This is a genomic window from Rhodococcus sp. WB9 (genome assembly GCF_007558985.1).
Classification (GTDB): domain Bacteria; phylum Actinomycetota; class Actinomycetes; order Mycobacteriales; family Mycobacteriaceae; genus Rhodococcus_F; species Rhodococcus_F opacus.
In genome coordinates this window covers 2,671,236-2,683,431 of the sequence record NZ_CP041769.1, presented here as the reverse complement: position 1 = coordinate 2,683,431, position 12,196 = coordinate 2,671,236, and the positions used below count along the sequence as shown (strand labels likewise).

Annotated in this window: 12 protein-coding genes; 4 read left to right on the top strand and 8 right to left on the bottom strand. The window is 68.0% G+C overall.

The features are described from left to right. The first annotated feature begins 62 nt into the window (after positions 1–62). Positions 63–1,154, top strand: coding sequence for a magnesium/cobalt transporter CorA (gene corA, locus FND50_RS12400; protein ID WP_144285961.1), 1,092 nt, complete (start codon positions 63–65; stop codon positions 1,152–1,154). Here corA and FND50_RS12395 read toward each other — a convergent pair. Next, a complete protein-coding gene (locus FND50_RS12395) occupies positions 1,151–1,738 on the bottom strand; it encodes a suppressor of fused domain protein (RefSeq protein ID WP_186301277.1) in 588 nt (195 codons plus the stop codon). The genes corA and FND50_RS12395 overlap by 4 nt on opposite strands. A 65-nt stretch (positions 1,739–1,803) precedes the next feature. On the opposite strand from FND50_RS12395, the gene FND50_RS12390 reads away from it, so the two are divergent. Further along, positions 1,804–2,499, top strand: a complete 696-nt coding sequence (locus FND50_RS12390) for a metallophosphoesterase (protein WP_144285960.1) — start codon at positions 1,804–1,806, stop codon at positions 2,497–2,499. Continuing rightward, positions 2,489–3,355 (top strand): hypothetical protein, encoded by an 867-nt coding sequence (locus FND50_RS12385; RefSeq protein WP_005264657.1) that lies wholly within the window; start codon positions 2,489–2,491, stop codon positions 3,353–3,355. The genes FND50_RS12390 and FND50_RS12385 overlap by 11 nt, the downstream gene beginning before the upstream one ends. Here the strand turns inward: FND50_RS12385 and FND50_RS12380 are convergent. Continuing rightward, complete coding sequence (locus tag FND50_RS12380; protein ID WP_186301276.1) at positions 3,345–4,436, bottom strand: winged helix DNA-binding domain-containing protein; 1,092 nt, start codon at positions 4,434–4,436, stop codon at positions 3,345–3,347. The genes FND50_RS12385 and FND50_RS12380 overlap by 11 nt on opposite strands. Positions 4,437–4,526: 90 nt before the next feature. Here FND50_RS12380 and FND50_RS12375 point away from each other — a divergent pair, with 90 nt between their 5' ends. Then, entirely contained in the window at positions 4,527–6,062 is a 1,536-nt protein-coding gene (locus tag FND50_RS12375; protein ID WP_144285958.1) for an MFS transporter, read from the top strand. On the opposite strand, the gene FND50_RS12370 is transcribed toward FND50_RS12375, so the two are convergent. The 6 genes from FND50_RS12370 to FND50_RS12345 form a co-directional block, all read right to left on the bottom strand. Next, positions 6,032–7,201, bottom strand: a complete 1,170-nt coding sequence (locus FND50_RS12370; RefSeq protein WP_005573474.1) for an ABC transporter ATP-binding protein — start codon at positions 7,199–7,201, stop codon at positions 6,032–6,034. The two genes, FND50_RS12375 and FND50_RS12370, sit on opposite strands and share 31 nt — an antisense overlap. A gap of 37 nt (positions 7,202–7,238) precedes the next feature. Next, entirely contained in the window at positions 7,239–8,075 is an 837-nt protein-coding gene (locus tag FND50_RS12365) for a carbohydrate ABC transporter permease (RefSeq protein WP_005239292.1), read from the bottom strand. 2 nt (positions 8,076–8,077) lie between these two features. Continuing rightward, positions 8,078–9,025, bottom strand: a complete 948-nt coding sequence (locus FND50_RS12360; protein ID WP_144285957.1) for a carbohydrate ABC transporter permease — start codon at positions 9,023–9,025, stop codon at positions 8,078–8,080. Next, positions 9,022–10,386: an ABC transporter substrate-binding protein gene (locus FND50_RS12355; RefSeq protein WP_186301275.1), complete on the bottom strand. Its 1,365-nt coding sequence runs from the start codon at positions 10,384–10,386 to the stop codon at positions 9,022–9,024. Before FND50_RS12355 ends, FND50_RS12360 begins: the two co-directional genes overlap by 4 nt. A 250-nt stretch (positions 10,387–10,636) precedes the next feature. Next, positions 10,637–11,128, bottom strand: a complete 492-nt coding sequence (locus FND50_RS12350; RefSeq protein ID WP_005239275.1) for a general stress protein — start codon at positions 11,126–11,128, stop codon at positions 10,637–10,639. A gap of 67 nt (positions 11,129–11,195) precedes the next feature. Then, a complete protein-coding gene (locus tag FND50_RS12345) occupies positions 11,196–12,158 on the bottom strand; it encodes a CoA ester lyase (protein WP_144285956.1) in 963 nt (320 codons plus the stop codon). Between the last annotated feature and the right edge of the window lie 38 nt (positions 12,159–12,196).

The following is a 12,196-nucleotide window of genomic DNA, read 5'->3' as shown; positions in this document are numbered from 1 at the left end:
AGCGGGTGCTGACGTACGATTCACCAGCAGCGTTTCCGACTCGACGGTGAAGGGAGGGGCCCGTGCCGTCTGTGCCCTCGCTCCCCAAGCGCGGCAGCGACAAGGATCAGCGCAGCGGTGACAAGGACCCGGGCCCCAGGATCCGCATCCCGACCGCGCGCGCCATCGTCGACTGTGGTGTGTACGTCGACGGCACGAGGCTTCCCGGCAAGTACACGCACCAGGCCGCGATGGCCGAGGTCCGCACGCGGGGGGAAGGATTCGTGTGGGTCGGGCTGCTCGCCCCCGACGAGGGGCAGATGGAGAGCGTGGCCGAGACGTTCGGGCTGCACGAATTGATGGTCGAGGACGCCGTCCACGCCCACCAGCGGCCGAAGCTGGAACGCTACGACGACGTGCTGTTCCTGGTGCTGCGGACCGTCAACTACGTGCCGCACGAGTCGGTGGCCACCGCCAGCGAGATCGTCGAGACCGGCGAGATCATGGTGTTCGTGGGCGCCGACTTCGTCATCACCGTGCGGCACGGTGACCACTCCCCGCTCGCGAACGTCCGCCACGCGCTGGAGGCGAACCAGGAGCGGCTCGCACTGGGCCCGTACGCGGTGCTGCACGCCGTCGCGGACCACGTGGTGGACACGTACCTCGAGGTCACCCAGGCCATCGAGGAGGACGTCGACGGCATGGAGGAGGCGGTGTTCAGTCCGCGCAGCAGCGTCGCGGTCGAACACATCTACCTTCTCAAGCGCGAGATCGTCGAACTCCGCAAGTCGGTGAACCCGCTGTCCAATCCGCTGCTCCGGCTGACGCGATCCCCGGGCAATCCGGTGCCGAAGGAGATCCGCCGCTACTTCCGTGACGTCCTCGACCACCACACCACCGTCGCCGAGCGGATCGCCGAATACGACGAGGTTCTCAGCTCACTCGTCGATGCCGCCCTCGCCAAGATCGCCGTGCAGCAGAACACCGACATGCGCAAGATATCGGCGTGGGTGGCCATCGCGGCAGTGCCGACGATGATCGCGGGCATCTACGGCATGAACTTCGACAACATGCCCGAACTACATTGGCAGTACGGCTATCACGGCGTGGTGTTCATGATCGCGTCGGTGACGGTGGGCCTGTTCGTCACGTTCCGCCGGAACCACTGGCTCTAGAGGGACGCGGCACCGCGGTGCGGATCGCGGACGTCGATGCCCGCCTCCGCCCAGGCGTCGCGCAGTGCGCCGGCGCCGCGCAGTCGGACCCACGCCGCCTCGGTGCCGGTGATCGGCACGACCGCGAGGAACCGCACGGCCTCCGCGGGTTCGGGCAGCGGGAGGTCGGGAACGGACGACTCACCGAGCAGCACGGCTGTGAACGGTGTGTCCTTCCACAGCGGCTCCCCCACGTCGAGCAATGCGTCCTCGACGAGAACCACGCCTTCCACCGACGGCGCCGCCGCCAGGACCGCGAGTGTGCGCGCAACTCCCGACGCCACCCCGGCCCCGCCGCGCAGGGTGAGGATCAGTTCGGCGCGGGGGCCCCGGAGAGGGTCGGCGACCAGCTCACCGGGGTCGCCCATCGGGTGCCGGGAGCACCCCAGGGTCACGTAGCGAACCAGATCCTCGTCGTCGGGTGCGAACCGCAGCACGTCCAGCGGCTCGACGCCCAGGAACGTCACCGATGCCGCAGTCGGCTCCGGTCCCCCGATCTGCCTCAGCAGGTGCGCGCGAACAGAGGCCACAACGCTGTCAGTCACCCCGCAATCAAACCACCGAAGCCGCTCACCCGTCCTCCGGCCTCGCGAGCCGGTAGCGTCGGAGCATGGTCTCGGTACTCGCAGTGTCCGACGAGACGATCGAGTCGCTGTGGAGTTCGCAGGTGCGTGCCATGGACGTCGACTTGATCCTCGGTGCGGGCGATCTCCCGTTCGACTACCTGGAGTACCTGATCGACGCGCTCGACGCGCCGTGCGTCTTCGTGCCGGGCAACCACGACGCCGATCTGTCCGGCTACTCCGCGGGACGTGTCGGATGGATGCGGGCGGGTCTGCCCTCGGCGTGGCCGGGGCCCTGCGGCGCGGTCAACGCGGACGGCCGGATCGTGCGGATCGCGGGCCTGCGCATCGCGGGCCTGGGTGGGTCGATCCGCTACAACGACGGCCCCAATCAGTGGACCGAGCGGCAGCAGCGGCGGCGGGCGCGCAGCCTGGCGCTGACGAGTGCGTGGCACGCACGCCGCTCGGGTGTGTCCGGCGTCGACGTGCTGCTCACGCACAGCCCACCCCGCGGAGTGGGCGACCAGGAGGATCCACCGCACCGGGGTTTCGAATGCTTCGAGACCCTGGCGGGCAGGTTGCAGGCCCGCGTCATGATTCACGGGCACGTCCACCCGTACGGCCGGGCGGCCGAGGACCGCACGCTCGGCGCGACGACGGTGATCAACACCGTGGGATTCACCCTGATGGAGTTGGCCCCGGGTGCCGACCCCACCATCGTCAGGCGCAGGCATGGCACGTGACACCGGGTTCCCCGCCGCCGACGCGGAGAACGATTTCACCCGCCAGCGTCGTCGCGCCGAGTTGTCGCGGCTGGTCAGCTGGCTTCGCCGCGAACCGGACGACGTCAACGAGATCCTGCCGTTCGACGAGGTGGTCGCGGCAGTCGGACGGGTCGGGGAACGATCGCTCGGACTGCAGGTGATCCCGGTCAACTCCATCGTCGGGAGCGTCGACCGGACCCGCGACTTCGACCGGTTCTTCCGGCCCACGTCCACCCGCGTGCGCGAGCGCTGGCAACGGCTGGCGGCCGCGCAGCGCCGGGGCGAGTCGGTGCCGCCGATCCAGGTGTATCGGATCGGGTCCATGCACTTCGTCAGCGACGGCCACCACCGCGTCTCCATCGCGTACGCGATGCACTGGAGCACGATCGACGCCTACGTCACCGAGATCCAGACCAAGATCTCCCCCGACGGGATCGCGCAGCGCGGCGACCTGGTCATCAAGGATCACCGCCGCTTGTTCCTCACGCGGGTGCCGTTGAGCGGGCCACAGCGGGCGGCCGTGGTCGTCACCGATCCCTGGGAGTACGCCGAGATCAGCCAGAGCGTCGAGGCGTGGGGCTTCCGGCTCATGCAGGAGGTGGGCGAATTCCTCAGCCGTGAGACCGTGGCCCGGCGCTGGTTCGGTGAGGAGTTCCTGCCGGTGGTCCGGATGCTGCGGGCCGCCGAGATGCTGCCCGACCACACCGACGCCGAGGCCTACCTGTGGGTGGCGCGCGAGCGGTACCGCCTTGTGCGCCAGCATGTCTGGAACGACGAGATCATCGCCGAGCTCAGTCACCTCGCACCGCGCAGGCACAAACCGGCTAGCCCGTGAACCGCACGACGCGCTCGGGCGCGTCGGGGTGCGCGAACTTCAACAGTCGCCTGCCCTCCGCCTCGATCGCGGTGCGGTGCGTCTTCGCGATCTTCGCCAACGGCTCCACGTCGAGTACCGCCCGGGACTTCTCGACCACCGTCGTGGTGAACGCCGCGACCCTGCCGTTCACCAGGACGGCAGGTTTGACGATGCCGTTCTGGGTGAAGACCTTCTTCCGCACGTCGTCGTCGAGGAGGCGTCCGCGGTCCGCGTGCGAGAGCAGCACGTTGTCGAACGGTGCGAGGATGCGGACGGGGGCGGGGGTGCCCGGGTCCGGCCGGGGCGCGTCGGGAAGGTCGAAGAGTTCCGGTCCCGATTCCCCCGCGAACACCCGGAGTTCCGGCCGCAGCCGGTCCAGGACCTCACCGAGCCGGGTCAGTCCCGACCAGGCCTGGGCGTCCCGCGCGCTCGCGGGGCCGAACGCGGCGAGGTAGCGCAACAGCATCGTGTCGATGGACGGCGCGGCGGACACTGGACGACCCACCCACGACTCCAGTGTCGACAGCGCCGGTTGCCCCGACCTGCCCCAGAGCCCGCGCGGCGGAACCTGGACCATCGGGACCAGTCCCCGCACGCCGTGGGCGAGCGCGGCGCCGTCGCGGCCGGGGAACCGTTCCTCGAGCAGGGGCCGCATCTGCGATTGCGTGCGGGGTTCGTCGCGCACCAGTTCGCGTCCCGCGGCGGCGAGGGCGCCGAGGTCGATCCCGTCGAGACTCGACCGGTACTGCGTGTTGGTGTGGAGGTCGCGGTCGAGCAGCGGTTGCGTGAGCGGACGGAACGAGAGCGCGTCCGAGGCCGACAGGGCGAACACCGTCCCGCGCATCGCGACCATCCGCACCACCGCGCGATTGTCGATGAGGTCCGACAGCGACTCGGCGCGGAATCGTGTCAACCGCGCCCACAGTGCGAAGTACGGCGGGGCCGGTGCCTGGGCCTGCAGTCCGCACAGGTGCTCGATCATGTCGAGGGCGGACGCGTCCGACCGGCTCAGCAGCGATTGCCGGGCCAGTGTCGCCCGGCCCAGCGCTCGATTCGACATGCGGTCGGACCCCACCGTGAACCCCCTCGTTAGTTAGCCCCAGTACCGTATTTGATTACGCCCGTTCACCGACCCCTACAGGAGGACCCCATGGCCGCCGGATCGACCACCGCAGCCAGGGCTCTCCTGCCCGTCATGTGCTTCGTCGTGATGATTGTCGCCGTTCTGCAGACGTTGGTGGTGCCGATCGTCGGGACCATCGGTGCGCAACTCGACGTCGGCCCCACCGCCGTCGGCTGGCTCCTCACCGCGAACCTCCTCGCGGCCGCCACCGCGACACCCGTCCTCGGCCGCCTCGCCGATCTTCGCGGCAAACGACCCGTCCTGCTCGGTGTGCTCGTGGTCGTCCTGCTCGGCTCCCTGATCGGTGCGCTGTCGACGTCCGTGGGAGTGCTGATCTTCGCCCGCGTGCTCCAGGGCGTGTCGTTCGCGCTGTTTCCCATCGGCATCGCGGTCCTGCGTGACGAACTTCCCGCCGAGAAGCTGACCGGGGCGATGGGGATCTTCTCCGGCACCCTCGGATTCGGCGGATGCTTCGGCATCGTCCTCACCGGTGTGCTGGTCTCCGACGGCGCCGACTTCCACCGCATCTTCTGGCTGTCGTCGGCCATCACCGCCGCCGGACTCGTCCTCGCCTGGATCGCCATCCCCCGCCGCCCGCGCGTCGGCACGGGTTCCATCGACTGGATCGGCGCGGCCGGTCTCGCCGCCGGCCTGGTCCTCGTCCTGCTGCCGCTCGCCGAGGGCGGAACCTGGGGCTGGACGTCGCCCGTCACCATCGTCAGCGGAATCGCCGGAATCCTGGTCCTGATCGGCTGGTTCCTCTACGAACGCAGGATCACCGACCCACTCGTCGCGCCCCGGCTGCTGACCAACCCACCCGTCCTCGTCACCCACCTGTCCGCGCTCGTGGTCGGCATGTCGATGTTCGTGATGTTCCTGGGCAGCTCGTACTTCGTCCAGACCCCGCGCGCGGTGGCCGGATACGGCTTCGGGGCCACCGTCCTCGAGGCCAGCACCGTGTACCTGCTGCCGGGCGCGATCAGCGGCGTCCTCGCCTCGATCCTCAGCGGGAAACTGATCCACCGCTTCGGTTCCCGTGCCGTCCTCATCGCCGCGAGCGTCGTCGGCGTCAGCGGTTTCGTCGTGTTCGTCTTCGCCCACGACCGCACGTGGGAAGTCATCGCGGCCATCCTGCTGGTCAACACGTACATCAGCCTCGCCTACGCGTCGCTGCCGTCGCTGCTCGTGGCCGAGGTCCGGCAGGACGAGACCGGCGTCGCGAACAGCATCAACTCCATCGCCCGGTCCGTGGGCAGTTCATTCGCCAGTGCGCTGCTCGCGACCCTGCTCGCCGGCATCACCATCGACGGAACGGACGTCCCGACCGAATCGGCGTACGTGATCGCGTTCGTCGTCGGCGCGACCGCGGCCGCCCTCGCCGGGCTGCTGCCGTTCTTCGGGATCACGCGCACCACCCGCACCCCGTCCGACGAGGAGGAGGACGAGGTCCACGCGACCGCCCTCGCGGCCGAGTGGGGCACGGTCGGTGGCCTCGGCGGAGCGAACACCAGAGGTTCGGGTAAGCGCTCCGGTCAGAGCGTGAGGTTGGCTCCCGAGTCCTGATCGAACAGGGCGATCTTCGCCCGGTCGAACCACAGTTCCACCGGCCTGCCGTGTGCCGCGGACGATTCGGTCGACAACCGGGCGACCAGCTGCCCGCCGCCTGCGACCGCGGTCCCCGAGTCGGCGGCGAGCTCCTCGAGTTCCCGGGAGGTCACCTGCGGTCCCTCGGCCGTGAAATAGGCGTACTTGTCCGAACCCATCGACTCGAGCACCTCGACGTTGGCCGTGAACGTGGCACCGGCAGCCCTCTGCCCCTCGTCCACGAGCCCCACGTCCTCGAAGTGCTCGGGCCGGATCCCGACGACGACGTCCTTCGCCGTGTTCGACGACCCGATCGTGTCGCGTGTCTCCGGAGGCAGTGTGAACTCGCCGAGCGGCGTCGACACCCCGTCGGCGGTGAGCTGCCCCGGGAAGAAGTTCATCGACGGCGAGCCGATGAACCCGGCGACGAACAGGTTGTTCGGGTGGTCGTACAGATCCTGCGGCGCCCCGATCTGCTGGACCACGCCGCCCCGCAGCACCACCACCCGATCGCCGAGGGTCATCGCCTCGGTCTGGTCGTGCGTGACGTACACCGTGGTGGTGCCGAGTCGCTGTTGCAGCCGGGCGATCTCGGTGCGCATCTGGACGCGGAGTTTGGCGTCGAGGTTCGACAGCGGCTCGTCCATCAGGAACGCCTTGGGGCTGCGGACGATCGCCCGGCCCATCGCGACCCGCTGCCGCTGTCCGCCCGACAGATTGGCCGGTTTGCGATCGAGGTGCTGGGTGAGGTCGAGGATCTTGGCGGCGTCGTCCACCTTCGCCGCGATGTCCGACTTCGACATCTTCGCCAGGGTGAGCGGGAACGCGATGTTCTGCCGCACCGTCATGTGCGGGTACAGCGCGTACGACTGGAACACCATCGCGATGTCGCGGTCCTTCGGCGCCTTCTCGTTGACCCGCTCCCCCGCGATCCGCAGTTCACCCGACGAGATGTCCTCCAGCCCGGCGATCATGTTGAGAGTGGTCGACTTTCCGCAACCGGACGGTCCGACCAGAATGATGAATTCGCCGTCGGCGATCGTGATGTCGACGTCGCTCACCGCCTTGGCGCCGTCCGGGTACAGCTTCGTCACCTTGTCGAGCACGATTTCGGCCACAGAAACTCCTTCATAGTTTCGACCCTGCAAGCAGGTCTCAGCCCTTCACTGCGCCGGAGGTCAGACCGGCCACGATGCGTCGTTGGAAGAACAGCACGAAGATGATGATCGGGATCGTGATGACCATGGCGGCCGCGGCGATCGAGCCCGTCGGCTCCTCGAACTGGGAGGCGCCGGTGAAGTTCGCGATCGCGGCCGGCGCGGTGATGGACCGTTCCGTCGAGGTCAGCGAGATCGCGAACAGCAGGTCGTTCCAGCAGAAGATGAAGACCAGGATCGCGGCGGTGACGATGCCCGGTGCCGCCAGCGGTGCCACGACCTTCCGGAACGCCTGCGCCGGAGTGGCGCCGTCCATCTTGGCCGCCTTCTCGAGCTCCCAGGGAATCTCCTTGAAGAAGGCCGACAACGTGTAGATGGCCAGCGGGAGCGCGAACGTGATGTACGGGAGGATCAGACCCGCCCAGGTGTCGAACAGCCCCAGTCTGCGCTCGATGTCGAACAGCGGGCTCACGAGGGAGATCTGGGGGAACATCGCGATCAGCAGGGCCACACCGACCAGCAGCTTCTTGCCCGGGAAGTCCAACCGGGCAATGGCGTAGGCGGCCATGGTGCCGATGACGACGGCGATCACGGTGGAGATGAGGCCGATGCCGATGGAGTTGATCAGCGCACTGGTGAACGCGTTGGTCTGGAAGATCCCGCGGTAATTGTCGAGTGTCCACTTCTGCGGAATGAACTTACCGTCCTTGATCGTTCCCGCGGGTTTGAACGACAGGCTGGCGATCCACAGCACCGGGACCAGTGCGTAGAGCAGGACGAGCAGGTTGACCACGGACCAGCTGATCTTGCGGCGAGGTGTGTCGACGACGGCCATGGCTATCGGTTTCCTTCCGTGTCGGACCCGGGAGCCGAGGCGCCGAACAGCTTGATGAACACGAACGCGAGCAGTGCGACGCAGAGGAAGATGAGGACGCTGATCGCCGAGCCGATACCGAGGTTGAACGCCTTGAACAGGTTGTCGTAGCCGAGGATCGACAACGATCCGGTGTCGTTGGCGCCCTTGGTGAGGACGTAGATGTTGTCGAAGATCCGGAACGCGTCGAGGGTGCGGAATAACAGCGCCACGAGGATCGCGGGTTTCATCAACGGCAGGATGATCCGCACCAGCCGCGTCCACGCCCCGGCGCCGTCGACCTGCGCGGCCTTGAGGAGGTCATCGGGTACGAGGGCCAGTCCGGCGAGCAGCAGCAGAGCCATGAACGGCGTCGTCTTCCACACCTCGGCGAGCACGATGATCGCCAGCGACGGAATCTGCTGCGTCAGCGGGGCGCTACCGTCGGGCAGCAGGTTGGCGAGATACCCGGTGCCCGGGGTCCACGCGTAGTACCAGCTGTACGCGGCGGCGACGGTGACGATGCCGTACGGGATCAGCACCACCGTCCGCACGATGCCCTTCCCGACCAGCGTCCGATGCATCACGAGCGCCAGGACGAGGCCCAGGACGAACTCGATGACCACCGACACGACCGTGATGCCCACCGTCACCGCGAAGGCCTGCCACCAGTACGCGTCCGACAGCACCGACACGTAGTTCGCGAGGCCCACGAATTTGCGGTCGTCGGGGAAGCGGAGGTCGTAACGCTGCAGGCTCAGCCACACCGCGTAGACGACGGGGTAGGCCGTGACCGCGATCATGAGGATCGCGGCGGGAGCCACCAACCACAAACCCAGTCGGCGTTCGGCCTTCTTCCCTTCCGAGATCTGCTTCTTCGACGCGACTTTCGGCTCTTCGGCCCGGTCCGCCTGCACGGTTTCGGTCGTCACGGGATCAGCCCTTCCGAGTTGACAGCCTTGCGTACCTGTTCGGCGAGTTCGTCGACGGTGCGCGGCGGGTCGATGTCACCGACCGGATTCAGCGTGTCGGTGATCAGGGTCGAAATGCTCTGGTACGCCGGTGACACCGGGCGGACGGATGCCGTCTCGAGGCTCTCCCGCACCTCACGCCACGCGGGGTACGCCTCCTGGAACGCCGGGTCGTCGTACAGGCTCGCCAACGTCGGCGGCACACCACCGTTGACGGCGTTGTTGCGCTGGTTCTCCTCGTTCCGCAGGCACGACACCGCCTCGAACGCCAGGTCCGGATGCTGGCTCGTCTTCGCGACCGCGATGTTGAACCCGCCGATCGTCACCTCGGCCGGTCGCCCGGGGATCACCGACGGGTACGGCGCCGGGAGGAAGTTCTGCTGACCGTCGACGGTGAGCACCGTGTTGCCCGTGTCCACGGACGTCGGGTTGCCCTTCTCGTCGATGAACGGCAGGTCCCCCTTCTCGGCGTTCTCGATCATGCCCGGCAGCACGAACGGCCAATTGACCTCGAACGCAGCCTTTCCGCTCTCCATCCCCAGCCGGGACGACGCCTCGTCGCCCTGGGAAACCGACGGGTCGGCACCCTCCGCGGTGGCCACCCGCTTCATGACCTCGAGCGCCTTCAGCGCGGCGTCGCCGTCGGCAACCGTCACGGTGGTCCCGTCCTCGGCGACGACGGACCCGCCCGCGCTCGCGAGCAGGGTGTTGAACCACACCATCAGACCCTCGTACTGCTTGCCCTGCACCCCGATCCAACTGGGCCGGCCCTCCGCCGCGAGGCCCTCCGCGATGTCGATCATCTGATCCCACGTCTGCGGCGGCTGCCCGTCCGGCATGAGGTCCTTGCGGTACCAGAGCAACTGGGTGTTGGTGTTCAGCGGCGCGGCGTACAGCTGGTCCTGCCACTTCGCGGATTCGAGGGGGCCTTCGAGCGTGCCCTCGCTGACCTCCGCCGCGATGCCGGGTGGGAGCGGCACCGCCCAGCCGGCCTCGGCGAACTCGGCGGTCCACACCACGTCGAGCGTCATGATGTCGAGCGACGTGTCGTTTCCGGTGAGCCGGCGAGCCAGCTGGAGCCGCTGATCGTCCGCACCCTTCGGCAGCGTGCGTTGCTCCACGGTGTACCGGCCGCCGGCCGCGGCCGTGCAGTTGGCCGCGGCCTCCGCATATTGTTCGGCGCCGTCGGCAGCCGTGTAGAAGCTGAGGACGATGCCCTCTTCGGACGACCCGCACGCAGCCAGCAGGGGAACGGTGAGGACGGCGGCCGCACCGATCAGTCCCCACTTCAGCGAGCGTCCGGGCTTGGTGCGATGTAGCACAGCCGCCTCCTCGAGCGGCCCCTCACGGATCCAGTCGCGGTACGGCTGGGCACGCGGGCCCGCACATTTGTTCCTGCCGGAACGCGCACTCCACCGGCAGGTCACGGTTTCGGCGCGGGCCTGGGCCCACGCATTGCGCCGTAAACCTATCCGACATCGTCGGCGAACTGGGTGAAATCGCCGCGAACGTCGCGAATAGGAGGTAATCCGTGACCCGGCCGCAACCCGCAGGTCGAGGCGAGAGCGCCGATCAGAGCGCCAGCTTGGCCAGCATGTCCCTGGCCTTCTCCGCCGACTTCGGCTCGCACAGCACGTCGTACCGGCCGGCGACCAGTTGCATCGTCGACGCGAAGTCCCGGGTTCCCCGCGTCGCCGCATACGGGATCGTCGTGGAGATCAGCCCGAAGATGATCCCGCCGACGATGCCGACGACGAGCGGCGCCAGGAAACCGCCCGTGACGATGCCCAGCAGCAAACCGAAGAACACGCCGAGCCAGGCGCCCGAAACGATGCCCCCGCCAATCACTTTCGCCCAGGTGAGGCGGCCCAGCACCCGCTCGACCTGCATGAGGTTGACACCCACGATGGTGACGTCCTCCACCGAGAATTCCTGATCGGAGAGGTAGTCGACGGCGCGCTGCGCCTCGGCGTAGGTGGGATACGAACCGATGGGCCAGCCCGTGGGGGGTTCCGGCAGAGCCCCACGCCGCGCCCCATTGGACTGTCCGAGTGGATTCGTCATCGTCAGCTGGTCTCCTCGTGTGGTTCTCTCAGGATCGGTCCTGTGACAACCATTCTGCCTGCTGAGGCTATTTCTCGTCGGGTCGCACGAACTCGGTGGTCCGTTTCATACCCGCGGCGCGCCCCTTGGCCGAGATCACGAGCGCCATCTTGCGACTCGCCTCGTCGATCATTTCGTCGCCGAGCATCACGGCACCGCGACCGCCGCCGGCCGCGGAGGTGTGGAACTCGTAGGCGTCCAGGATCAGTTCGGCCCGGTCGTAATCGTCCTGACGGGGGCTGAACACGTCGTTCGCTGCCTCGATCTGGGTGGGATGCAGCACCCACTTGCCGTCGAAGCCGAGCGCGGCCGTGCGCTGCGCCGACCGACGGAACGCCTCCACGTCGCGGATCTGCAGGTAGGGACCGTCGATGGCCTGCACCCCGTGCGCGCGGGCGGCCATCAGGATGGTCATCAGGATGTGGTGGTAGGCGTCGCCGCGGTCGTAGCCGTCCGGCTGCTCCCCGACGACCAGCGTGCGCATGTTGATGCTCGCCATGAAGTCGGCGGGACCGAACACCAGGGTCTGCACGCGGGGGCTGGCCGTCGCGATGGCGTCGATGTTGGTGAGCCCGATCGCATTCTCGATCTGCGGCTCGATTCCGATCCGGCCGACCTCGAGCCCGTTGGCCTTCTCTATCTGGGTCAGCAGCAGGTCGAGGGCCTGAACATGGCTGGCGTCCGGCACTTTCGGCAGCAGGATCGCGTCGAGGTGGGCGCCTGCGCGTCCCACGACCTCGACGACGTCGGCGTACGTCCACTCGGTGGTCCAGTCGTTGACCCGCACCACCTTGATCTGGTTGCCCCACCCGTCCTCGGCGAGCGCCTCGGCGATGGTGCCGCGTGCTTCCTGCTTGGCGAGCGGTGCCACCGCGTCCTCGAGGTCGAGGAAGATCTCGTCCGCGGGCAGCCCCTTCGCCTTGTCGATCATCTTGCGGCTGCTGCCCGGAACGGCGAGCACCGATCGCCGTGGCCTGTAGACGGAACTCATGACGGACGATCCTCCACTTTCGCAGGTGTTCGATTCCC

Coding starts and splice junctions, on each gene's coding strand:
- FND50_RS12385 (WP_005264657.1), top strand. CDS start 2,489: ATGGCACGTGACACCGGGTTCCCCGCCGCCGACGCGGAGAACGATTTC.
- FND50_RS12380 (WP_186301276.1), bottom strand. CDS start 4,436: ATGTCGAATCGAGCGCTGGGCCGGGCGACACTGGCCCGGCAATCGCTG.
- FND50_RS12375 (WP_144285958.1), top strand. CDS start 4,527: ATGGCCGCCGGATCGACCACCGCAGCCAGGGCTCTCCTGCCCGTCATG.
- FND50_RS12390 (WP_144285960.1), top strand. CDS start 1,804: ATGGTCTCGGTACTCGCAGTGTCCGACGAGACGATCGAGTCGCTGTGG.
- FND50_RS12350 (WP_005239275.1), bottom strand. CDS start 11,128: ATGACGAATCCACTCGGACAGTCCAATGGGGCGCGGCGTGGGGCTCTG.
- FND50_RS12365 (WP_005239292.1), bottom strand. CDS start 8,075: ATGGCCGTCGTCGACACACCTCGCCGCAAGATCAGCTGGTCCGTGGTC.
- FND50_RS12345 (WP_144285956.1), bottom strand. CDS start 12,158: ATGAGTTCCGTCTACAGGCCACGGCGATCGGTGCTCGCCGTTCCGGGC.